At 66.5% G+C, this 21,595-nt stretch carries 19 protein-coding genes and 1 tRNA gene; 4 read left to right on the top strand and 16 right to left on the bottom strand.

Annotated features, from left to right (window positions below):
* The first annotated feature begins 234 nt into the window (after positions 1-234).
* On the top strand, positions 235-1,431 hold the full coding sequence (locus HMPREF9440_RS01555; RefSeq protein ID WP_008540831.1) for a DUF72 domain-containing protein: 1,197 nt from the start codon (positions 235-237) through the stop codon (positions 1,429-1,431).
* 5 nt (positions 1,432-1,436) lie between these two features.
* Here the strand turns inward: HMPREF9440_RS01555 and HMPREF9440_RS01560 are convergent, their stop codons facing one another.
* On the bottom strand, positions 1,437-2,309 hold the full coding sequence (locus HMPREF9440_RS01560; RefSeq protein WP_040763202.1) for a nitroreductase family protein: 873 nt from the start codon (positions 2,307-2,309) through the stop codon (positions 1,437-1,439).
* A gap of 181 nt (positions 2,310-2,490) precedes the next feature.
* Between HMPREF9440_RS01560 and HMPREF9440_RS01565 the strand changes: the two genes are divergently transcribed.
* Positions 2,491-3,123, top strand: coding sequence for a cyclase family protein (locus HMPREF9440_RS01565; RefSeq protein ID WP_008540834.1), 633 nt, complete (start codon positions 2,491-2,493; stop codon positions 3,121-3,123).
* 26 nt (positions 3,124-3,149) lie between these two features.
* On the top strand, positions 3,150-3,614 hold the full coding sequence (locus HMPREF9440_RS01570; protein ID WP_008540836.1) for an acyl-CoA thioesterase: 465 nt from the start codon (positions 3,150-3,152) through the stop codon (positions 3,612-3,614).
* A gap of 68 nt (positions 3,615-3,682) precedes the next feature.
* On the opposite strand, the gene murI is transcribed toward HMPREF9440_RS01570, so the two are convergent.
* From murI to tsaE, 10 genes are all read right to left on the bottom strand, one after another.
* Complete coding sequence (gene murI / locus HMPREF9440_RS01575; protein WP_008540838.1) at positions 3,683-4,504, bottom strand: glutamate racemase; 822 nt, start codon at positions 4,502-4,504, stop codon at positions 3,683-3,685.
* Positions 4,501-4,863 carry an ArsC/Spx/MgsR family protein gene (locus HMPREF9440_RS01580; RefSeq protein WP_008540840.1) on the bottom strand — a complete coding sequence of 121 codons (363 nt, stop codon included), beginning with the start codon at positions 4,861-4,863 and terminating at the stop codon, positions 4,501-4,503. The genes murI and HMPREF9440_RS01580 overlap by 4 nt, the downstream gene beginning before the upstream one ends.
* A gap of 20 nt (positions 4,864-4,883) precedes the next feature.
* Positions 4,884-5,909 carry an L-threonylcarbamoyladenylate synthase gene (locus HMPREF9440_RS01585; protein ID WP_008540842.1) on the bottom strand — a complete coding sequence of 342 codons (1,026 nt, stop codon included), beginning with the start codon at positions 5,907-5,909 and terminating at the stop codon, positions 4,884-4,886.
* Positions 5,910-5,985: 76 nt separating this feature from the next.
* Positions 5,986-7,152, bottom strand: coding sequence for a 5-(carboxyamino)imidazole ribonucleotide synthase (locus HMPREF9440_RS01590; protein ID WP_008540843.1), 1,167 nt, complete (start codon positions 7,150-7,152; stop codon positions 5,986-5,988).
* Positions 7,153-7,164: 12 nt separating this feature from the next.
* Positions 7,165-7,683 (bottom strand): 5-(carboxyamino)imidazole ribonucleotide mutase, encoded by a 519-nt coding sequence (gene purE, locus HMPREF9440_RS01595; RefSeq protein WP_008540844.1) that lies wholly within the window; start codon positions 7,681-7,683, stop codon positions 7,165-7,167.
* Positions 7,684-7,824: 141 nt separating this feature from the next.
* Positions 7,825-8,721, bottom strand: a complete 897-nt coding sequence (locus HMPREF9440_RS01600; RefSeq protein WP_172634266.1) for a phosphoribosylaminoimidazolesuccinocarboxamide synthase — start codon at positions 8,719-8,721, stop codon at positions 7,825-7,827.
* Positions 8,722-8,864: 143 nt separating this feature from the next.
* Positions 8,865-9,281 (bottom strand): diacylglycerol kinase, encoded by a 417-nt coding sequence (locus HMPREF9440_RS01605; RefSeq protein ID WP_008540846.1) that lies wholly within the window; start codon positions 9,279-9,281, stop codon positions 8,865-8,867.
* Between the two features lie 174 nt (positions 9,282-9,455).
* A complete protein-coding gene (fba, locus tag HMPREF9440_RS01610; protein ID WP_008540848.1) occupies positions 9,456-10,520 on the bottom strand; it encodes a class II fructose-bisphosphate aldolase in 1,065 nt (354 codons plus the stop codon).
* Positions 10,521-10,612: 92 nt separating this feature from the next.
* Entirely contained in the window at positions 10,613-11,944 is a 1,332-nt protein-coding gene (locus HMPREF9440_RS01615; protein WP_008540849.1) for an N-acetylmuramoyl-L-alanine amidase, read from the bottom strand.
* Entirely contained in the window at positions 11,941-12,432 is a 492-nt protein-coding gene (gene tsaE / locus HMPREF9440_RS01620; RefSeq protein WP_008540850.1) for a tRNA (adenosine(37)-N6)-threonylcarbamoyltransferase complex ATPase subunit type 1 TsaE, read from the bottom strand. Before tsaE ends, HMPREF9440_RS01615 begins: the two co-directional genes overlap by 4 nt.
* A 250-nt stretch (positions 12,433-12,682) precedes the next feature.
* Here tsaE and HMPREF9440_RS01625 point away from each other — a divergent pair.
* Positions 12,683-12,758, top strand: a tRNA-Thr gene (locus HMPREF9440_RS01625).
* A gap of 138 nt (positions 12,759-12,896) precedes the next feature.
* Here HMPREF9440_RS01625 and HMPREF9440_RS01630 read toward each other — a convergent pair.
* From HMPREF9440_RS01630 to HMPREF9440_RS01650, 5 genes are all read right to left on the bottom strand, one after another.
* Entirely contained in the window at positions 12,897-15,410 is a 2,514-nt protein-coding gene (locus HMPREF9440_RS01630; RefSeq protein WP_008540852.1) for a DUF748 domain-containing protein, read from the bottom strand.
* 63 nt (positions 15,411-15,473) lie between these two features.
* On the bottom strand, positions 15,474-16,136 hold the full coding sequence (locus HMPREF9440_RS01635) for a nitroreductase family protein (RefSeq protein ID WP_008540854.1): 663 nt from the start codon (positions 16,134-16,136) through the stop codon (positions 15,474-15,476).
* Positions 16,137-16,206: 70 nt separating this feature from the next.
* A complete protein-coding gene (gene potE / locus HMPREF9440_RS01640) occupies positions 16,207-17,538 on the bottom strand; it encodes a putrescine-ornithine antiporter (RefSeq protein ID WP_008540855.1) in 1,332 nt (443 codons plus the stop codon).
* Positions 17,539-17,654: 116 nt separating this feature from the next.
* Positions 17,655-19,166, bottom strand: a complete 1,512-nt coding sequence (gene lysS, locus HMPREF9440_RS01645; protein ID WP_008540856.1) for a lysine--tRNA ligase — start codon at positions 19,164-19,166, stop codon at positions 17,655-17,657.
* A 260-nt stretch (positions 19,167-19,426) separates the two neighbouring features.
* Positions 19,427-21,565, bottom strand: coding sequence for a lysine decarboxylase LdcC (locus HMPREF9440_RS01650; protein WP_008540857.1), 2,139 nt, complete (start codon positions 21,563-21,565; stop codon positions 19,427-19,429).
* Positions 21,566-21,595 lie beyond the last annotated feature (30 nt).

The following is a 21,595-nucleotide window of genomic DNA, read 5'->3' on the forward strand; positions in this document are numbered from 1 at the left end:
CGCCGGGTCGTCCGCCGCTCGTGCGGCGTGCGCGCCCGGGAGGGCGAGCGCCAGGGCGGCGAGAAGAGCACCGAAGAGAGCGCCGAAGCGCGCCGACGCCGACGGGCGTCGGCGGGCGGGAGTCGGGAAAACCGGCTTTCCGTCGGCAGGAAGACGGGGTGCGCGCATGGTTGAGAACGAAAGACGAGGAACAGAGAAGTATACTTTGGAGAGGATTCCGGAGACTCGCCCGCCATGGATTTGAACCCGACGACGCCGCTCTTTGACGACCTTCCGGTCGAGGACGCACCGGTTGCGCCGATGCACGCCGATGCGGCGTTGGTGCGCTTGGGCGAGAAGCTCCCGAAGGGCGTGCGGCTGGGAACCTCGAGTTGGAACTTCCCCGGCTGGCGCGGCATCGTCTATTCGCCTTCGAGCGGCTCGCGCCGGATGGCGGCGGAAGGCCTCGCAGCCTACGCCGCGCATCCGATCTTCCGCACGGTCGGGATCGACCGCAACTTCTACCGGCCGCTCTCCGCGACGGAGTTCGCACGCTTCGGCGCGCAGGTCCCCGACGACTTCAGCTTTCTCGTCAAGGCGCCGAGGCTCGTCACGGACCCGTTCCTGCGGCACGAAGGCGGCCGCGTGGCGGGCGTCAACGCCGACTTTCTGAATCCGAAGCTCGCCTTCGAGCGGTTCCTGAAGCCCGTCGAACAGGGGCTCGGGGACAAGACGGGGGCGCTCGTCTTCGAAATCTCGCCCTGGCCCCGGGGCGCGCTCCGGAAGGCCGGACTCGTTCCCGAGGTGGTGGAGAGAATCGGGGCGTTCTTCGAGGCGCTCGCCGAAAAAGCGGTGGTCGCGCGGGTTCTCGCTGCGGAATTCCGCAATCCCGAGCTCCTGACGCCCCGCATGATGCGCACCTTGAAGCGCGTCGGCGTGCGGCCCGTTCTGGGCGTGCACCCGTCGATGCCGGACGTGCGTCGGCAGATTTCGGCGCTCCGCTGGTACGAAACCGAGACGCCTGAGGATGCGGCGGCCGCCGCGGTCGACGACTGGCGCTTCTCGGGACCCTTGGTGATCCGGTGGTCCTTGGCGCAGAACCAATTCTTCGAGCGCGCCCGGCGCGAGTGGACGCCCTTCAACCGCATCGTTTCCGCCGACCCCGCGACGAGGACGCTCCTTGCCTCTTTGATCGTGCGCGCCGCGCGAAGCGGTCAGCCCGTCTGGGCCGTCGCGAACAACAAGGCGGAGGGCTGCGCGCCCTTGACGATGCGCGCCATGGCGGAGAGCGTCGTCAACCTGTGGGCGGCGGCCGAAGAGCGTGAGGCGCGCGCGGCGTTGGAAGCCGAGGCGCGCGCCCGGCGCGAGGGCCGTCAGTTGGAGAAGGAGAAGGCGGAAGGACCGCTGGCGTCGGACAAGTCCGAAAAGCCCGAAGCCGACGATCCCTCCTGATTCGCTCACCAAAGGGTGAGGACGCCCCGCTTCGCCTTCCCCTTGAAGAGGTCCGGATCGGGCGACTTCGCGAGCGCCTTCTTCGGCGTCCCGCAGAGGATGAAGCAGACGATCGTTTCGGCCTCGGGGTCGTAGAGCCCGTCGGGCTCTGCAAAGTCGCATGCGGACACCGTCTTCGCCGCGAAGCCTCGGGCCTGAAGGACGGTGAGCACGCTCTGGAGCGCGGCGCCCGCGGTGACCGCCTGCTCCAACGCCTCGCGGGGGTCGGCGTCCGCCGCGGGCTTCTTCATGATGAGGGCGAGAAGCCCCGCACCCTTCTTCGCCTTGTCTGCGGCCTTCGCTTTGGATTCGTCGTCGGCGTCTTCAGGAAGCCTGGCGACGTAGAGCGCGGCCAAGCGGTCCCGCGACTTGATCGAGACCAACCGCACGGGGAAGTCCTTCGCGTGGGAGGGCGCGCGCATGGCGGCGCGGCCGCAGAGCGTGAGCGTCTCCTCGTCGGGGCCGGGTGCTTCCTGGTGTTTGGGGCCGAGCGACTCGCGGGCAAGAAGTGCGGAGAGCACCGCCGCCTCGCGGCGCTTCGAGGCCTTTTCTTCCGCCTTCTCCGCCTTCTCGGCCTTTTCGGTCTTGGCGCTCTTCACGGGCGAATAGCGCTTGTCGGTCGGGACCATGCCGTTCAAATCGTCGACGCCCGGCGGGAGCTTCCCCAAAAGCTTCGACGCGAGCACGCGGGTGTTCTTCGTCGCGGGGTCGTAGACGCTGCGCACTTCGTAGACGTGGCGCCAGCCGTTTTTCTGCAGGCGCCGCACGACGGCCGTGCGCACCTTGTCGGGGCCCCAGGTGGGCGTTGCGGGAGCCTTCTTCTCGGTCTTCTCGCTCATGATTGAGTGTTCCATAAGGTGAGTACTCATATTGTGCGCTCGGGGAGCGCCCGCCGACAAGGTTGCTTCGGGACGAATCGAATCCGACATATCACCCAAAACGCGGCGGATGGCGGGTGAGGAAAATCGGCGACAATGGTGCATCCGAACTCGATTTCCGCCACCCCTGAAGGAAGCCCTCATGCGCACGATTTGGGACATCTCGCCGCGACTTCATCCCGCGACGCCGGTCTTCCCCGGCGACACGCCCTTCCAGGTCCTCTGGAACGAACGCATCAACGACGGCGGCTGCGCCAACGTCTCCACCATCCACATGAGCCCGCACGCGGGCGCCCATGTGGACGCACCGATGCACCTGGACAGCAAGGCCTGCGACATCGCGAGCCTGCGCTTGGAAACGTTCATCGGGCGCGCACGCGTGGTGGACTTGTCCGAGAGGGAAGGCGACGCGTCGCCCATCACGATCGACGAGATGCCGGACGGGCCGCTCCCCGCACGGCTTCTTCTGAAGACCCGCAAGTCGCTCCCGGAAGGCTGGTGCACGGACTACCGCCCCTTGGCGCCCGCGATGATCCGCGAGCTTCATGAGCGCGGGGTCGTCCTGATCGGGATCGACGCACCGAGCGTCGACCCGGCCGAGAGCCGGGACCTCCCCGCCCACCGCACGGCGCTCGTGCACGACATGCTGATTTTGGAAAACCTCGACTTCCGGGATGTGGAAGGCGGCGACTATGAGCTGATCGCGCTGCCGCTCCGGTTGGAGGGCGTCGAAGCGAGTCCGGTGCGCGCCGTGCTACGCTCGTGGATCCGTTGATTCACACCAGAGGAAAGGCTTCGCCCATGTCCACGCAGATTTTCGAGCGTCCGGTCCACATCCGCTTCAGCCACTGCGACCCTGCGGGGATCGTCTTTCACCCGCAGTACTACTACATCCTCAACGCGCTCATGGAGGACTTCTACCTCGAGGTCCTCGGCACGGGCTTCATCGAGACGTGGAAGACCTACGGCGTGGGCTTCCCGATCGCGGGGATCCGAAGCGACTTCGCGGCGCCGTCGCGCGCGGGTGATAAGTGCGTGGGGCGCCTCTGGATCGAGCGCCTGGGGGAGAGCTCGGTGCGCTTCGCGATGACGGTGCACATGGGTGAGGAACTGCGCCTTCAGTGCGTCGAGACGGCCGTCTGCGTGCGTCCGTCGGAGTCCGCCAAGGGCGGGCTTGAGAAGGCTACGATTCCGGACGTGATCCGCGAGAAGTTCGCGCCCTACGTCCGCGACGAGGATCTCCCGGTGCTGGAGCTGCGCGCCTGAGCGGCCTTCAACGCCGAACATGAAGAGGCCCCGGGGTTTCGACGCCGGGGCCTTTTTGTACCTTCCCGTCAGGGGAGCTCGTGAAGCGTCGGCTTCCCGGGCCAGAGCGCCTGCAGAACCGTTTCGCGGGCGGCGTCGGCGCCGGTCGCGAAGAATTCCGCGCTTCCGATGTGACCGTCCTCCGCGCGAAGAAGTCCCTCTTCCGTGAGGCGGCGCACGAGCTGCTGCGCGACCGCGGGCGCGGGGTCGAGGAGTTCCGCGTCGGGCACCGCACGGGCGATCGCGTCCGAGAGGAACGGATAGTGCGTGCAGCCGAGGACGATCCGGTCGGCATGCGCGGCGCGCATCTCCGCGACGTAGGCTTCGATGAGGCGCAGGGTCTCCTCACCCTCGAAGTCGCCCCGCTCGACGCATTCCATCAGTCCGGGGCAGCCCTGCGAGAAGAGCTTCACGTCGAGCCCCCGGGCGTCCTTCGCCCAGGCGAGCGCTTCCGCCGCGAGTTTCCCGTACTTGGCGCTCGCCACGGTCTTCGCCGTGGCGATGACGCCGACGACGCCCGTTTCGGTTTCACGCACCGCGGGGAAGACCGCGGGCTCGATCCCGACCACGGGAATCGAGAGCCTCGCGCGCAGGGGCGCCGCGCAGACGGCCGTCGCGGTGTTGCAGGCGAGAACGAGCGCCTTGATGTTCTTCGCTTCCAGGAATTCGACCAGGCGGCCGCAACGCTCCAGGATGAAGTCGTCGGTGCGGTCGCCCCAAGGGGCGAAGCCGCAGTCCGCCGCGAAGACGAGGTCTTCGTGGGGAAGGGCCGCACGGACGGCGCGGGTGACGGAGAGGCCGCCGAAGCCCGAATCCAGAAGTCCGACGGGGCGGTTCTGCGTGTCGGTCACGGGTTGAGCTCCTCCTCAAGGCGCGCCTTGAAGTCGGCGAGGCCGCAGGTGAGCTTGCCGTCGGGCCAGGCGACCAACGGGCGGCGGATGACGTAGAGGTGCTCGGTGAGCACCGCGGCGGCCGCCTTGTCGTCGACCTTGGCGCGCTCCCGGGTCGCGAGGTCGAGCGCGCGCCACGGGCGCGAGCTCGGGTTGATGATCTTTTTGCGCCCGAGTCCGTCGACCCAGAGGCGGACCTGCCAGTCGGAAGGGTGTTCCTGATCGAAGCTGTGGAAGGCGTACTCGATGCCGTGCGCTTCGAGCGCCTTGATCGCGTCGCGCACGGAAGAGCAGCGGGTGATGCCCCAAAGATGAATCATGACGGACTCCTTGTCGGGCCTCAGGCGGCGGCGCGCCCGAGACGGTCGTTGACGGCGGCCCATTCAGGGGTCGCCGGGGGCGCCTCGACGAAGATGCGCGTGGCCCGGGCGTCGTCCAACGCGTGAAGATGATCGTAGAGCTCGGCGCCGTAGTGCAGGACGTCGGGCGAAGCTTCAATCGCGAGCGCGATGCGCTCGGGGGCGAGCGCCTCACGGATCCTCGCGAGCGTCGCGGCGGGCGCCATCAGGGCGACGGGACCGGCGTTTTCCGCCGTCCAGCGAAGCACCGTCTCGACGTACGCATCGGGCTGGGCGAGCTCCAGCTTCGTCTTCGGAGCGTAGTGGCTCTTCAAACGACCGGAGGCGCGGGGCGCGTCCTTCCCGGCGTCGGGAACGGGAACGCCCAGCGTTTCTTCGAGCATCGCGCGGGTGATGACCCCGTGGCGGAGCACCTCGGGGCGGCCCGACGACAGGTTCACCATCGTCGACTCGATCCCGAATTCGCAGGGGCCGCCCTCCAGAATCATGTCGAGCTTCCCCTCGGGCTTCACGCCCAGATCCTGCGCGACGTGCCCGGCCGTCGACGGGCTGATGCGCCCGAACGTGTTGGCGGAGGGGGCGGTGAGGCCCTTCTTGGTCGGGCCCGAGAAGCGCTCCAAAAGCGCATGCGCGACGGGGTGCGAGGGGCAGCGGAGCGCCACCGTGTCCTGACCGCCCGTCACCCAGAGCCCGCAGCGGGGCTTCTTCTTCAGCACGATCGTGAGCGGCCCCGGCCAGTAGAGGCGCGCGAGCGTGCGGGCGGCTTCGGGCACGCCTTCCGCCCAGAAGTCGATCGCGTCGGCGTCGGCGACGTGCACGATGAGGGGATGGTCCGCGGGACGGCCCTTCGCCTTGTACGTGGCGAGCACGGCGTCGGCGTTGTCGGCGTCGGCGGCGAGCCCGTAGACCGTTTCGGTCGGGATGGCGACGAGACCGCCTTCTTCCAGAATGCGGGCGGCGCGTTCCACGGCGTCGAAGTCGATGTCGAAGTTGGGCGTTTCGGTCATGCTGTGAGGTATCCGGAAAAGACGCGGCCGACGTCACGGATCGGACGCCGGCCGTTCGCGTTGAGCCGAAAGAGTATCAGATCGGCTCGGGAAGACCAAGCACGCGGGCCGCTTCGCGGGCGCGCGCCATCGCAAGTTCACCCGTGGGCGCGACGACGGTGACGTGCCCCATCTTGCGGGCGGGGCGAGCCTCTGCTTTGCCGTAGAGGTGAAGCTTCACGCCGGGAATGCTGAGAAGCTTTGCCCAGTCGGGCGTTGCGGCTTCGCCCTTCTCGTCGAACCAGAGGTCCCCCAGAAGGTTCAGCATCACGGAGGCGCTGTGCTGCTCGGTCGAGCCGAGCGGGAGCCCCGCCATCACGCGCACCTGCGCTTCGTACTGGCTCATCACGCACGCGTCGATCGTCGCGTGGCCGGAGTTGTGCGGGCGCGGCGCCAATTCGTTCGCGAGAATCGAGCCGTCTTCGAGAATGAAGAGTTCCACGCAGAGAACGCCCCGGTAGTCGAGCGCTTCGGCGATGCGGCCCGCGTATTCGCGGGCGCGGTTCGCGGTGGCGTCATCGATGCGGGCGGGCATCACCGAGACGGCGAGGATGCCGTTGCGGTGGACGTTCTCCGAGACTGGGAAGGTCTTCGTTGCGCCGTCCAGACCGCGGCAGACGATGACGGAGACTTCGAGCTTCAGGGCGAGGCGCTTCTCCAGCACGCATTCCACCCCGCCGAAAGCGCGGAAGGCTTCGAGCGTCTCCTCGACGTTCGCGACGCGGGCCTGGCCCTTGCCGTCGTAGCCGAGGCTCGCGGTCTTGAGGATGCCGGGGAAGAGTTCCGCCGGGAGCGCCGCGACGTCGGCTTCGGACGCGACGCGCGCGTGGGGCGCGACGGGCACGCCGGCGCGCTTGATGAAGGCCTTCTCGACGTTGCGGTTCTGCGTCGCGGCGACGGCGTCGGCGGAGGGCGTCGTGCGAAGGCCCGCGTCGGCGAGGGCACGCAGGCTCGCGGCCGGGACGTTTTCGAATTCGGTCGTGACGGCGCGCACGGTCTGCGCGAGGGTTCGGAGCCCCTCGGCGTCGTCGTAGCGGGCGGCAATCTGCCGGAGCGCCACCTCACCCGCGGGGGAGGTGGCGCCGGGTTCCAATACCGCCACGTGGTAGCCCATCGTCGCGGCGGCCTGCGCGAACATGCGGCCCAGCTGGCCGCCACCCATGAGGCCGAGCGTTTCGCCCGGGAGAAGGACGTCGTGATCCATCGTCGTCGTTCCTCAGAGCGTTTCGAGGGGCAGCGTCATCGCGCGGGCCTTGGCGTTCTGCGCGATGCGGAAGTCGGCCAAGCGGCGCGCGAGCGTCTCATCCGTGACGGAGAGGATCTGCACGGCGTAGAGCGCGGCGTTGGCGGCGCCGGCTTCGCCGATCGCGAAGGTCGCGACCGGGACGCCCTTGGGCATCTGCACGATCGAGTGGAGGCTGTCGACGCCGCGGAGGTACTTGGACGGGACCGGCACGCCGCAGACGGGCAGCGTGCACTTCGCGGCGATCATGCCGGGGAGGTGCGCGGCGCCGCCCGCACCCGCGATGATCACGCGCAGACCGCGTGAGCGGGCGCCTTCGGCGTACTCGAACATTTCGTCGGGCATGCGGTGCGCGCTCACGACGCGGGCTTCGAAGGGAACGCCGAAGTCCTTCAACATGCGCGCGGCGTGCTGCATGACGTCCCAGTCGGAGTTGCTGCCCATGACGATGCCGACGACGGGCCGTTCGTTCGTTTCAAGCGTGTTCTGCATGGCGGGTGTGGCCTCTGAAAAGAAAGTTGGAAAGTTGAAAAACGCAGGGGAAAGCGGGGCGCGTGTGAGCGCGGCGCTTTCCCCTGCGGGCCCGCCCGTCGTGTGCTGGGCGGGCCGGAGGGTCGGAGTCGGAGACGGCGCTTACGGCTCGATGTCGGTGCCGGTCAGGCGGCGCAGCGCCTCACGGTACTTGTCCGCGGTCTTCTCGACGATGTCGTCGGGAACCTTCGGGGCGGGCGGGGTCTTGTCCCAGGGCTGCGTTTCGAGCCAGTCGCGGATGAACTGCTTGTCGAAGCTCTTCGTAGAGGTGCCGACTTCGTAGTCTTCGGCGGGCCAGAAGCGGGAGGAGTCGGGCGTGAGGACTTCGTCCATCAGGCGGACCTTCCCTTCGGCGTCGATGCCGAACTCGAACTTCGTGTCGGCGATGATGATGCCCTTCGTCGCGGCGTATTCGCTCGCGCGGCGGTAGAGTTCCAGCGTGGCGTTGCGGATGGTGTTCGCGACCTCTTCACCGTAGAGCTCGACCACGCGCTCGAACGTGATGTTCTCGTCGTGCGTGCCGACTTCGGCCTTCGCGGCCGGGGTGAAGATCGGTTCGGGGAGCTTTTCCGCCATGCGCAGACCCGCCGGGAGCTTGATCCCGCAGACGGCGCCCGTTTCGCAGTATTCCTTCCAACCGCCGCCGATGAGGTAGCCGCGGGCGACGCATTCGACGAGGATGGGCTTCAGCTTCATCGCAACCACGGCGCGGCCGCGGACCTGGTCGGCTTCTTCGGGACGAACGACCGATTCGGGATCAATCCCCGTGAGGTGGTTCGGGAGGACGCCGTCCAGCTGCTTGAACCAGAAATTCGTGATGGCGGTGAGGACCTTGCCCTTGCCCGGGATCGGGTCGCCCAGGATGACGTCGAAGGCGGAGATGCGGTCCGAAGCGACGATGAGGAGCTTGTCCTCGCCCACGGCGTAGCTGTCGCGGACCTTGCCGCTGTAGACCTTTTGAAGAGAAGGAATGCGCGTCTGAGAAAGACCCGACATGATGGGTGTCTCCTTGGAGAATGGGGGTTGGGTGGAAGGTCCGCACCGATTGTATCGCCGGGCGGGCCTTCGGACGGCGCTGAGGGCGAGGCATCGCCTTTGTGTGAAAATGTTCAGGGCGAAGCGTCCGCAGGAGACGGGGCTCTTCAGACGATCCAGCTCCAGAGGACGGGCCCGGCAACGGCGAGCCAGGTGAGCCCGCAGATCACGAGCGCGAAGAGCACCGCGGCGCTCCCCATGTCCTTGGCGCGGCCGGCGAGCGGGTGGATTTCCGGACCGAAGCGGTCGACGACGGCTTCGATCGCCGAATTCGTGATTTCGGCAAAGAGCACGAAGAGCACGCTGTTGACGAGGAGCATATTCTCCAGGATCGTCACCGGAAGAAAAAGCGCGATCGGAATCATCACGATCGCCAGCGCGCACTCCTCGCGGAAGGCGGCTTCGTTCACCCAGCCCGCGCGGATCCCCTGCCAGGAGTAGCGGGTGGCGTTGATGAGGCGCTTGAGGCCCTTCTTGCCTTTGAGGTCTTCGGCGTTGGCGGGCTTCTCGTTGGGTTTGGTCATGGTGTGGAGTGGAGTGGTGGTCGCGGCAAGGGGTTGATCGGCGCACGGTCGTCCGTGCGGTACGCAGGTTTAACCGATCCGGGTGAAAGGGGCGTCAAAAGGAAAAACGCGCGTCCGCCCGCAGAAGGAATCTTCGGGCGAAACGCGCGTTGACGTTCACGACGCCGGCGCCGGTCAGATCACGTTCTGGCGAAGCGTGCCGTCGGCGTAGAGCGCGGCCATGCGGTCGAGCGCGATCGGCTTGATCTTGGCGCCCTGGCCTTCGCAGCCGAATTCAAGGTAGCGCGCCTTGCAGAGCTCCGTCGCGGCCTTGCGGGCGACCTTGAGGAAGTCGCGCGGGTCGAACTTCGACGGGTTCTGAGCGAGGAACTGGCGGACCGCGGCGGTCATCGCGAGACGGATGTCCGTGTCGATGTTGACCTTGCGCACGCCGTGCTTGATCGCTTCCTGGATCTCTTCGACGGGAACGCCGTACGTTTCGCGCATGTCGCCGCCGAACTCGCGGATCGTCGCGAGGTATTCCTGCGGCACGGACGAGGAGCCGTGCATGACGAGGTGGGTGTTCGGGAGGCGTTCGTGGATTTCCTTCACGCGCTGGATCGAGAGCGTTTCGCCGGTGGGCTTGCGCGTGAACTTGTAGGCGCCGTGCGAGGTGCCGATCGCGATGGCGAGGGCGTCCAACTGCGTCGCCTTCACGAAGTCGGCGGCCTGGTCCGGGTCCGTGAGGAGCTGTTCGCGCGTCATGACGGCGTCGGTGCCGTGGCCGTCTTCCTTGTCGCCGCGCATCGTTTCAAGGGACCCGAGGCAACCCAGTTCGCCTTCGACGGAAACGCCGATGCAGTGGGCCATCTCGACGACGCGGCGCGTCACGTCGACGTTGTACTCGTAGGAGGAGACGGTCTTGCCGTCGGCCATGAGCGAGCCGTCCATCATGACGGACGTGAAGCCCGAGCGGATCGAGGCCTGGCAGACGGCCGGGCTCTGACCATGGTCCTGGTGCATGCAGACGGGCACGTCGGGATAGGCCTCGACGGCGGCTTCGATCAGCTTGCGCAGGAAGGCTTCGCCGGCGTACTTGCGGGCGCCCGCAGAGGCCTGCATGATCACGGGGGCGCCGACTTCGCTCGCCGCGGCCATGATGGCCTGAACCTGCTCGAGGTTGTTGACGTTGAAGGCGGGGACGCCGTAACCGTTTTCAGCCGCATGATCGAGCAGCTGGCGCATGGAAACAAGAGCCATGACGAAACACTCCGTTGGGTGTGGAAGGGCCGGGCTTCACGACGCCCGGCCCGTGGTGAACCTAATCCCAATATTGTAGCGTTTCGCGCTCTTCAGCTGTTCAAAATGGTCGGGTCCGCGGCGAGCTGCTTCTTGATGCCGGTGAGGATCGCGCGGGCGAGTTTGTTCTGGTGCGCGGAGCTCTTCAGGAGCTTTTCTTCTTCGGGGTTCGAGATGAAGGCGGTCTCGACCAAAATCGACGGAATGCCCTGGCCTTTCAACACCGCGAAGCCCGCCTGCTCGACCTGCGCCTTGTGGAGGCGGTTGATGCGCTTCATCTCGCCCAGGACGGCGGAACCGAGCGACAGGCTGTAGCCGATCGTCCAACTTGAAGTCATGTCGACCAGAACGCTCGCCACGGCCTTGTCGACGTTGGCGATGTTGACGCCGCCGATGAGGTCGGACTCGTTCTGGCTCTTCGCGAGCCACCGGGCGGCGGCGGACGTCGCCCCCTTCTGCGAGAGCGCAAAGACCGAAGAGCCCCTCGCCGTGCTCTTCACCCAGGCGTCCGCGTGGATGGAGACGAGAAGGTGCGCCTTCGCGCGGCGCGCGATCTGCACGCGCCCGCCCAGGCTCACGAAGTGGTCCGACGAGCGCGTCATGATGGCGCGCATGTTGGGTTCGGCGTTGATGAGCTGCGCGAGGCGCTTCCCGATCGCGAGCACCACGGTCTTTTCCTTGGTGCCGCGCCGGCCGATCGCGCCCGGGTCTTCGCCCCCGTGACCGGGGTCGACGACGATGATGAGCTTCGGGGACTTCTTGCTCGCGGGCTTCGAGGCGCCCGCGGTGCTCTTGGGCTTCTCGGCCGCCTTCGGGGGCGACGTGTCCTTGCCCAGCCCCGCGATGATGTCGCCCAGGGGGTCGCCGTCCGTCGACGAGGCTTCGCCCAGAAGGTCCCCCATCGGGTCGTCGTCCTCGGCCATCCCGGCGAGGATGCGGCCCACGGGGTCGCGGGGGTGTTCTGGGTAGATGTCGAAGACGAGGCGATACTGGTAGTCGCCGAAGGGCTTCAACAGGAAGACCTCGGGCTTCACCTCGGTTTTGAGGTCCATGACGAGGCGCACGACGCCCGGGCTGTGCTGTCCGACGCGGATCGCCGCGACGTAGGGGTCGTCCGCCTTCACGTCCGCGATCTGACGGCGCAGCCCCTCGGTGAGCGCGAGCCCCTCGATGTCGACGACGAGGCGCAGGGGCTTCGCCGATCGCACGAAGAAGTGCTTGTATTGAAGCGGCGCGTCCGACTCGAGCGTCACGCGCGTGTACTCCTCCGCGGGCCACATGCGCACGGCGACCATGTTCGCGGTCTTGGCGGAAGCGGCGATCGGAACGAGCGTGAAGAGGAGCGTTCCGGCGGCGGCCTGAAGAAGAACGCGGCGCTGCGTCATTGCCCGTCCGCTCCTTCGAGGGCGGCCGCGACCGCACGGCCCGCGTCCGTCAGGGCCTCGACTTCGGCCCTGCGGCCCAAACCCTCGTGCGAGAGCCGCACGATGAGGTCCGCGGCGGGCAGGTACGGTTCGGCGCGCGCGCTCCATTCGGTCGCGCAGATGCGCCCCGGCCCGAACATCTCGCGAAAGCCCGCTTCGTCGAACTCTTCCGGATACTCGAACCGGTAGAAGTCGAAGTGATGGAAGTCGTACCCGTCGACGGGGTAGGACTCCAGGAGCGCGAACGTCGGGCTCTTCACCGGACCCGTCCACCCCCAGGTGCGCAGCATCGCGCGCACAAGCGACGTCTTCCCGGCGCCCAAATCCCCCTCAAGACGCAAAGCGAGCCCTTCCGGGCGCACGAGGCGCACGGCGGCGGCAAGATCGCTTCCCAAGCGGTCCGTGTCGTCGGGGTGAGGGAGCGCGCGGCGGAGGATGGCGTTCGGCATGGGGCAGGGCGTTCGGTAGGTTTGGTGGGCGGGGAATCCGGACGGATTCGCAGATTCACGTTAAAAGAACCATTTTAGGGCGCGGGTCAGCGAATCCTTGGCCGGTCCCAAGGACCACAAGACGAGAAAGCGCGACTAGATGAAACAAAATGTAAAACGCCCTTGTCAGCTCTTCCGCACCTCTGCATAATTCGAATCTCTGATCTGAACGGCCTCAAACGAAGCCGAACGGAACGGAAAAAATCAGGTTGCCGGTGTAGCTCAGCTGGTAGAGCAGCGCATTCGTAATGCGAAGGTCGGGAGTTCAAATCTCTTCTCCGGCACCATGACAAGCCCGTACGGTTGAAGGCCGTGCGGGCTTTCCCATTTTCGGACTCCGGAAAAGCCGCTCCGCCCGACCCGCTCAGAACTCCTCGTTGGAAGGCGCACGCCCCGAAGGACGTGCGCTTTCGTCGTCTTGAAGGCTACTTCTTCGCGTCGGTCGCGGCGCCTTGGCCCAACCACTTGCCGCCCACCGATTCGGAGAGCTTCTGCAGAAGAATCCCGCCGACGCTCGCCGCGGAGACGCCCTCTGCGGAGAAGGCGCCGTCGACGTAGCGGATGTTTTCGAGCACGATCGAGCCCGAGAGCTTGTCCTCGACCTTGGCGATCTTCTTCCCGACGCTTTCCTTGCCGGCAAGCTGCGCGACGATGCCCGCCAACCCCAGCGCGCCGCGGACCGTTTCGGTCTGCTTTTCGCCGAGCTGGTCGACTTCGGCGCGGGCGATGATGATCCGGGGCGGTTCGCCCCCGGCCACGTCCATGCCGGTCAACGACGCGCTCTTCCAGCTCATGAGGCCGCTCCCCTTCGCGTTCACGAGGTCGAGCGACGTGAGCGACGCATCACCCTTCCAGCTGGGGACGTCGTCCGCGAAGCCCAAACGCCCGCGAAGCTCCACCGTGCCCGCCTTGGCGCCCACGCCGGCGTAGCCGCGCATCAGGTTGCCGTACGGGGCGAGCCCCACCTTCTGCGCTTCGACGTCGAGCGAAGCGGCGACGGGCGAGATCCCGAAGTTCCCGGCGACGTTGAGCGTCCCTCCGCCCACGCCCGCCGAGAGGTCGAGCACCGACTGGGTGCCGGCTTTCGACGAGAGGTTCTTCACCGTGACGTTGACGTTTTCGAGCTGCGCGTCGCCCTTGGGCGAGATCGTTTCGTCGCGGAAGGAGAAGCGCGAATTCTTGAGTTCGGCCGTCCCGACGGACCACTGCCAGGCGGGAGCCGTCGAAGCGGACTTCTGCGCCAGGGCCTTTTCGTCGGTCTTCTCTTCCTCACCCGAGGCGAGCCCTTCGGTGAAGTTCAGCCCCGCCTTCGTCATCACGGCCCGGATGTCGGCGCTCGTGACGTTCACGCGGTCGATCTGCGCGGAGGAGGTCCCCGTGTCGATCGAGGCGATCTTGACGGAAGCGGACTTGACGGCCGCCATGCTCGCGCCCGCCTTCGTGAGCGCGAGGTTCGCAAGCGACGCGTCGCCCGAGAGCTTCACGCGCTCAGGCGTCCCCTCCGCCTTCATGTTCATCGTGAACTGACCGGCGAGGTCCGCCCCCATCACGCTCTTCACGTAGGGCGAAATCTGCGCGAGGGCCAGCTTCGAAGCGTTCAAGGTGAAGCTCCCGCCCACCGGGCTCACCGACACCGTGCCGGAGCCGTTCATCGAGCCGCCCAGAACGTTCATCGAGAAGCTCGCCTTGCCCGGGTCGCCCGAGGAGGCGAGGTTCTGAACCTCGGCCTTGAGGTTCGCGACCGAGAGCGACGCGGCGGGCGCCGTGGTGCGGTCCGTGAAGGTGACGCCGACGTCTTCGACCGCCACGCGGCCCAGGCGCCAGCTCCAGGCGGCGGACGAGCCCGCATCGGACGCGGAGGAGGACGCCTCCGCAGCCGGGGCCGCAGCTCCGGTTCCGGCCTTCGGCATCGCGCCCGAAAGGCCCACGCCGTCGGCGTTCCGCTCCGCCGCGACGCGCACGCCCCGGATCAGCACTTCGTCGACGTCGGCCGAAGCCTTCGTCGGGTCGACCGACTTGAGGGTCACGCGGGCGAGCTTGAGGGAGGCGGGGGTCTTCATCGTCTTCCCGGCGCCCGTCGTCAACGCCACGTCGGCGAGCGACGTCGTGCCGGAGACGTTGATCGCGGCGGGTTCGCCGCCGGTCGCGTTCCGGAAGAAGACCGAGGTGTCGGTCGAAAGCTTCGCCGAGGCGAGGGTCAGCCCTTCGGGAAGGGCGTCCGGGACGAGGCGCGCCAGGGGCGTGACGTCGAGCCCGTCGATCTTGAGCCGCATCTGGGCTTCCAGGGTCGAGCCGAAGGGCTTCGTGGAGCCTTCGGCGACCACCGGCGTGCCGTTCCAGTTGAGGGAGAGCTTCGGCGTGACGAGGCTCTCGCCCCCGGCTTCCATCGTGCTCACGAAGGGGAGCGCGAGTTCGACGTCGGTCAAGCGCTCTTCGATCCCGCGGGTGGTGTCGACGAGCGCAAAGGAGCTGTTTTTGACCGAGATGTTGTAGACGGCGAAGGCGGGAATGCCGCCCGGGTCGGAGGACGCCTCCGCGGCGGGGGCGGCGTCGCCCGTGGAGCCCGTGAGCTTTTCCAGTTCCGCGATGTTCTCGTCGTTCACCGTCGCGGTGACCTTGAGGCCGTCGATCGTGAGTTCCGAGAGGACCGGCGCCATCTTCGTGATCGTCTCGGCGCTCGCGTCGACGCGCAGGAGCCCCAATTCAAGAAGGGGCGCCTCCCCGCGGCGGCTCGCGATCGTGAGCCCGCGGATTTCATAGACCCAGGTCCAGGGATTGAAGTCGACGGCGTCGAGCGTCACCGTGCGGCCCAGCTTCTGGGCGACGGTTTCCTCAAGGATCTGCCGGGAGTAGTGCGGTACGGCCCAATAGCCGATTCCGGCGTAGAGCGCTGCGCCCACGGCGACCGTGACGGCGGAGAAGGCGAAGAGTTTGCGCATGTCGGATCCTCGTGCGGTTCGTTTCTTCCATTATGGAGTGTTTCCGCACGGGATCCAACGGTATTAAAGAAGCGTGACGATTTCTTCCATCGGAAGTCGCGATTTGGGACGCACGGCGTTCGCATCCGCCGGATCACCCACCCCGACCGCGAGCCCGACGACCACGTGACGGCCCTCCCGGGCGATGCCGAAGATCTCGTCGACCTGCTCGAACCAGAGGCCGCCCAAAACCGTCGTCTGCACGCCGATCTGCGCGGCGGCCATCAGGACGAAGCCGAGCGCGATGTGGACCTGCTCGGACGCCCACCGCTCCGCGGCCGCCTGATCGCGGCAGTAGGCCTTCGCGGCCGTGCGGCGGAGCTGATCGATTTCGTCCGCCTTGGCGCCGGAGGGAAGACGCCCGTCCGCCACTTCCTGGGCGAAGAGCTTGTCGAGCCAGGCGTCTTCGCCGACGTTCTTTTCGATGGCGAGGAGGATCACCGCGTCGGCGTGCCGCACGCGCTCGATGTTGAAGTCCTTGACGGCGGGCATGAGCTTCGCGCGCGCTTCGGGACTCGCCACGACGTAGTGGTGCCAGGGTTGGATGTTGACGGAGGAAGGCGCCAGACGGAGCACTTCAAGGAGCGCCTCCATCTGTTCGCGGGAGATGTGCTTCGCCGGGTCGTAGTGCTTCGTCGTGAAGCGGCGGCGGGCGGTTTCGAGAACCTGTCGAACGGCTTCGGTCATGGGGGTACCTCTGCAAAAGGGGTTTTGTGTCGGACCATTCTATGACGAAGCCGGGGCCGATGGTTTCCGTCTAAGGTGAGGGCGGCGTGGGCGCGGCGGGCGGCGCGTTCACGTTGTTGCGCGCAACGAGCGCCGCGTAGATCGTCCAGCCGGAGAAGACCGCAAGCGTCGCCAGCTTCATCGTGAAGGCGTCCATCGTGAGGAGCACGTAGAAGACGTAGAGAAGCGCGACGGTCGTGTTGAAGACGATGAGGCGGGGCTGCCGGAGCTTCGCGTGGTCGAGCCGCACGAGAAGGTAGAGGGGCGCGATGCAGCTCACGTACGGGATGATGTTCGTGACGACGGAGAGGTCGACGAGGACGGAGAACTGTCCGAAGAGCGAGGGCGTCGCCGAGATCGCCACGAGGACGGTCTGCACGAGCGTGATCACGACCATCCCGGCGATCGGGACGTCCTTGCGGGTCACCTTCCTGAAGATGCGCGGGAAGTAGCCGATGTCGGCCGAGGATTTCAGCACCCGCGAGAGCGTGAACTGCCAGGCCATCATCGAACCCGTGCAGGAGAGGCCCATCAGGATCGTCAGAACCTTGGCGGTCGTCCCGCCGAAGAGCGACGCAAAAACGATCCCAAATGGAGCCGAGGAATCCGCCAGCTCTGCGTTGGGCACCATGCCGCCCACGAGCACCGACGTCGCCACGAAGAAAAACGCGACGCCCACCGTCGCCAGAAGAACAGCTTTCGGAACATTTTTGTCAGGATTGTCGACGGACTCGGAGTTGGCGCAGGCGCTCTCCAACCCGAGGAAGGACCAAAGAAGCATCGGAAGCGCGGCGTGCACGGCGTCTGCGACCGGCATCCCCGAGGGGTTCCAGTTCGCGGCGAAGAGCGCCGCGCTGAAGTGAAAGGGCCCCACCGCGAGGAAGATGAGAAGCGGGATGAGCACGCCCCAGAAGACCGCGGCCGAGAGCCGCCCCGTCACCTTGGGGCCGCCGAAGTTGGCGAGGGTCGAGAGCCAGAGGAGCGCCACCGTGATGAGGCCCGACGTCCAGGGCGAGAGCGCGAAGCCGAGGAAGTCGGTGAGGTAGCTCACCGAGGTGATCCCGATCGCCACGTTCGCGATGACGAGCGAGAGCCCGTAGGTGTAGTTCGTCATGAAGGAGCCCGAGCGCCCGAACGCGTACTCGGCGATGCCGCCCAGGCCCCCGCGGTGGCGCGAGAGCATCCCGCACTTCGCAAAGCAGTGGGAGAGCGCGAGCACGCCCGCGATCGTCACGCCCCAGGCGAGAAGCGAGATCATGCCGATCTTCGCCGTCTTGGCGGGGAGCATGATGATCCCGGAGCCGATCATGTTGAGGCCGGTGAGGAAGGTGAGCTGCGTGACGCTCATCTTGTTGCGGGGCATGGCGTTCTCCGATTCGGGTGTTGGGCGAAGAGTCTGCCCCGCGCCCGCGCTTTCGCGGCCGCCGGGGCGGCCGGGAAAGCGTAAGCAGGGGCAAACGTCGCCCGAAAGTGTCCGGACTACTTCCCTTCGGGGCGCATGTGCGGGAAGAGGAGCACGTCGCGGATGGTCGGGGCGTCGGTGAGAAGCATCATGAAGCGGTCGATGCCCACGCCGCAGCCCGCGGTCGGCGCCAGCGCGTACTCAAGCGCCGCGATGTAGTCGGCGTCGTAGTACATCGCCTCGTCGTCGCCGTGGCTCTTCCTTTCAACCTGCGCGCGGAAGCGCTCGGCCTGATCGTCCGGGTCGTTCAGTTCCGAGAACCCGTTCGCCGTTTCGCGTCCCGCGATGAAGAGCTCGAACCGTTCGGTGACGTCGTGGTTTTCGTCCGAGGCGCGCGCCAGAGGCGAAATCTCCGTCGGGTAGTCGATGATGAAGGTGGGCTTGATGAGCTTCTTTTCCGTCGTTTCGTCAAAGAGCGTCATCTGGAGCGACCCCAACCCCGCGTCGATCGGGATATCGGCCTCAAGGCGTTCGAGCTCCGCGCGCAGGTACCCGACCGACGTGAGGTCCGCGTCGGCGTACTGCGGGTTGTACTTGCGGATGGCGTCGACGGGCGTCAACCGGTCGAAGGGCTCCGACAGGTCGATGGTCTCGCCCTGATAGTGGAGAACGGCCGAGCCCGTCGCCTCTTGGGCGACGTGACGAAGGAGCGCTTCGGTGAAGTCCATCTGGTCGCGGTACGTCCAGTAGGTCGCGTAGAACTCCATCATCGTGAATTCCGGGTTGTGACGCGCCGAGACGCCCTCGTTGCGGAAGTTGCGGTTGATTTCGAAGACGCGTTCGAACCCGCCCACCACGAGGCGCTTCAGGTAGAGCTCCGGCGCGATCCTCAGGTACATGTCCATGTCGAGCGCGTTGTGGTGCGTCACGAAGGGCTTTGCGTTGGCACCCCCGGGAATCGGGTGGAGCATCGGCGTTTCGACTTCGAGGAAGCGGTTCGCGATCATGAAGCCGCGGATCGCGGCGATCGCCTTCGAGCGGACGAGAAAGCGCGAGCGCGACTCCTCGTTCATGATGAGGTCGACGTAGCGCTGGCGGTAGCACATTTCGGTGTCGACCAACCCCTTGTGCTTGTCGGGGAGCGGCCGGATGCACTTCGCCATCAGGCGGATGTCGCGCACCGCGACCGCGAGGTCGCCCGCCTTCGTGCGAAAGAGCGTGCCGCGGGCGGCGACGACGTCGCCGAGGTCGAACTGCTTGAAGGCGGCGTAGGCCTCGGCCCCGACCGCGTCCTCCTGCACGAAGTACTGCATCGCGCCCGTGAAGTCGCGCACCGTCGCGAAGCTGGCGCGCCCCATGAGGCGCTTCAGCATCATGCGGCCGGCGACGGCCACTTCGGGGCGTTCGGCTTCGAGCTCTTCGGCGGTCTTGCCGCCGTACTGCGCCGTGAGGTCGCCGAAGAGGTCCTTGCGTTCGAAGTCGTTCGGGTAGGCGACGCCGGCCGCGCGGATTCTCTCCAGCTTCGCGCGTCTTTCCGCCACGATGGCGTTCTGGGCGGCGTCCTGAACTTGGGGTTCCATTTCCGTCATGTTCAACTCCTTCTGTTCGAGTGAGTGCGGGTCCCGGATGTGCGGAGAGCCCGGTCGGGAATCGGCCGAGCTGCGTGAGGGAGCCGTGAGGGGGAGCGAAGCGGAAGGGGCGCGAGCGCGCTCCGGCGGCGGGAGCGCGCGGGTGCGCGGCTCCTGGGCGGGAAGCGGGGTTCGAGTCCTTCCGCGTTCGTTCGGCATGGTCGGCTCCGGACGGGACGCGTCGCTCCGGGCCGGGAACCGGGGCGGCGCGCCCTTCAGGTTCAGCCCTGTCGGATCACCTTTACGGTGTAGCCGCCGTCGGGCTGACGGTAGGCGCCGTGGATGTCCGTTTCGAACCCGGGGAAGTGCGCCCCGATTTCGCAGAGCATCAGGAGGAAGTCGAGCACCGGACGGCTTTCCTCCGTCAGCATCTCGCCGGGCATGACGAGCGGCACGCCGGGCGGGTACGGGAGGATCATGTTGGCGTTGATCTTGCCGATCATCTCCTCGATGCGGACCTCTTCGACTTCGCCCACGAGCTCCTTCTGGAAGGCCGCATAGGGCGTCATCACCATGTCGGGGAGGACGTCGAAGGCCTTGAACATGAGCTCGGGCAGGTTGTGCTCGCGGATGAGCGCGTGAATGCCCTGGGCGAGTTCCTGAATGCGCATCCCTTCGTAGAAGGCGGGATTCGCGGCGTAGAGCGACGGGAGCGCGCGCTTCACTTCAAGGTTGCGGTCGTAGTCGCGGCGGAAGTCGCAGAGCGCACGCAGAAGCCCCATCGCCTTCGTGTTGTCGATCCCCATGCTGAAGAGGAAGAGCAGGTTGTAGGGACCGGTCTTCTCGACGATGATGCCGCGGTCGTCGAGGTACTTCGAGACGATCGAGGCGGGGATGCCGCGCTCGGAGAGCGTGCCGTCCTTGTTCATGCCCGGGGTGAGGAGCGTCACCTTGATCGGGTCGAGGAACATGTGGTCGCCGTCGATGTTCTTGAAGCCGTGCCACGCGTCTTCGGGCTTCAACTCCCAGCAGGCCTTCTCGTCGATGTTTTCCGGCTGCCAGACGTCGAAGAACCAGGAGTCGGTTTCGGCGTGCAGGCGCTTCACTTCCTTGCGGAAGCGGATCGCGCGTTCGATCGACTCGTCGATGAGGCGTCGGCCCACGTTCCCGCGCATCATCGCGGCGGCGGTTTCCGTCGAGGCGACGATCGGGTACATCGGCGAGGTCGACGTGTGCATCATGAAGGCCTCGTTGAAGGTCGCTTCGTTGATCTCACCCTTGACGTGAATCATCGAGGCCTGCGAGAAGGCGGCGAGAAGCTTGTGCGTCGACTGCGTCTCGTAGATGACCTTGCCCGGGACGGCGTCGCCGGACATGCCGCACTTGCCCTTGTAGATCGGGCTGAAGTTCGTGTAGGGGACCCACGCGGAGTCGAAGTGGATCGACTTCACGTCGAGCGTGCGCTTGATGAAGTCCGTGTTGTAGAAGAGCCCGTCGTAGGTGGAGTTCGTGACGACGGCGTGCACCGGCCACGTGGCGTTGGGCGTCTTCTCGACGCGGCCCGCGATCGTCTCCGGCATGAATTCCTTGCGGGGAATGCCGCCCAGGATCCCGTAGGCGTTGCGGGTCGGGCGCAGATAGATCGGCGTCACGTTGCTCATCATCATGAGGTGCGTGAGCGACTTGTGGCAGTTGCGGTCGATCATGATCGTGCTCCCGGACGGGGCCGAGTAGAGGCCGACGATCTTGTTCGCGGTCGAGGTGCCGTTCGTGACGATGTAGCTGCGTTCGGCGTTGAAGGTTTCCGCGATGAACTTTTCGGCTTCGGCGTGCGGACCCGAGTGGTCGAGAAGCGACCCCAGCTCACCCACCGAGACCGAGATGTCCGACTTGAAGGTGTTCGCGCCGAAGAAGTCGTAGAAGATCGTGCCGATGGGGCTGCGCTGGAAGGCGGTGCCGCTCATGTGGCCCGGCGTGCAGAAGGTGTACTTCCCCTGGTCGACGAAGCGGAAGAGCGCGCGGGTCAAGGGCGGCGTGATCGCGTCGACGTACTCCTGGGTCTTCTGCGAGATCGTGAGCGCGATGTCCTCCGCGCAGGAGAGCCCGTACTCGAAGAATTCGACGTTGAACTTCAGGTCCTCCATCGAGGCGTCCGTCACGTCGTCGCTGTTCGAGAAGGCGTAGACGGGGAGGAAGTCGTTGAAGGCGTGGATGCGCTGGCAGAGGTCCTTCGGGCACGTGTCCCAGTCGATGATCACGCCGCAGAGGCGGGCGTTGTTCTCGACGATGCGCATCAGGTCCTCGGCGTCGCTCGCGAAGACCACTTCGAAGCCGCGGCCTTTGAGCGCGTTGTTGAGGTCGTGGATCGGGGCGTCCTTGTAGTAGGCCCCGGCTTCAATCAGCTCGACGATGATGTTCATTGTTGTTCTCCGGAAAGATCGTTCGTGTTT

This window comes from Sutterella parvirubra YIT 11816 (genome assembly GCF_000250875.1).
Classification (GTDB): Bacteria; Pseudomonadota; Gammaproteobacteria; order Burkholderiales; family Burkholderiaceae_F; genus Sutterella; species Sutterella parvirubra.

Excerpts from the sequence above, each read along its gene's own strand:
- HMPREF9440_RS01590 (WP_008540843.1), bottom strand. The coding sequence starts at position 7,152 with ATGGATCACGACGTCCTTCTCCCGGGCGAAACGCTCGGCCTCATGGGT.
- HMPREF9440_RS01635 (WP_008540854.1), bottom strand. The coding sequence starts at position 16,136 with ATGACCGAAGCCGTTCGACAGGTTCTCGAAACCGCCCGCCGCCGCTTC.
- HMPREF9440_RS01585 (WP_008540842.1), bottom strand. The coding sequence starts at position 5,909 with ATGACCGAAACGCCCAACTTCGACATCGACTTCGACGCCGTGGAACGC.
- HMPREF9440_RS01555 (WP_008540831.1), top strand. The coding sequence starts at position 235 with ATGGATTTGAACCCGACGACGCCGCTCTTTGACGACCTTCCGGTCGAG.
- fba (WP_008540848.1), bottom strand. The coding sequence starts at position 10,520 with ATGGCTCTTGTTTCCATGCGCCAGCTGCTCGATCATGCGGCTGAAAAC.
- HMPREF9440_RS01630 (WP_008540852.1), bottom strand. The coding sequence starts at position 15,410 with ATGCGCAAACTCTTCGCCTTCTCCGCCGTCACGGTCGCCGTGGGCGCA.
- HMPREF9440_RS01605 (WP_008540846.1), bottom strand. The coding sequence starts at position 9,281 with ATGACCAAACCCAACGAGAAGCCCGCCAACGCCGAAGACCTCAAAGGC.
- potE (WP_008540855.1), bottom strand. The coding sequence starts at position 17,538 with ATGCCCCGCAACAAGATGAGCGTCACGCAGCTCACCTTCCTCACCGGC.
- HMPREF9440_RS01650 (WP_008540857.1), bottom strand. The coding sequence starts at position 21,565 with ATGAACATCATCGTCGAGCTGATTGAAGCCGGGGCCTACTACAAGGAC.
- HMPREF9440_RS01560 (WP_040763202.1), bottom strand. The coding sequence starts at position 2,309 with ATGAGCGAGAAGACCGAGAAGAAGGCTCCCGCAACGCCCACCTGGGGC.
- HMPREF9440_RS01615 (WP_008540849.1), bottom strand. The coding sequence starts at position 11,944 with ATGACGCAGCGCCGCGTTCTTCTTCAGGCCGCCGCCGGAACGCTCCTC.
- lysS (WP_008540856.1), bottom strand. The coding sequence starts at position 19,166 with ATGACGGAAATGGAACCCCAAGTTCAGGACGCCGCCCAGAACGCCATC.
- HMPREF9440_RS01565 (WP_008540834.1), top strand. The coding sequence starts at position 2,491 with ATGCGCACGATTTGGGACATCTCGCCGCGACTTCATCCCGCGACGCCG.
- HMPREF9440_RS01580 (WP_008540840.1), bottom strand. The coding sequence starts at position 4,863 with ATGATTCATCTTTGGGGCATCACCCGCTGCTCTTCCGTGCGCGACGCG.
- purE (WP_008540844.1), bottom strand. The coding sequence starts at position 7,683 with ATGCAGAACACGCTTGAAACGAACGAACGGCCCGTCGTCGGCATCGTC.
- HMPREF9440_RS01570 (WP_008540836.1), top strand. The coding sequence starts at position 3,150 with ATGTCCACGCAGATTTTCGAGCGTCCGGTCCACATCCGCTTCAGCCAC.
- tsaE (WP_008540850.1), bottom strand. The coding sequence starts at position 12,432 with ATGCCGAACGCCATCCTCCGCCGCGCGCTCCCTCACCCCGACGACACG.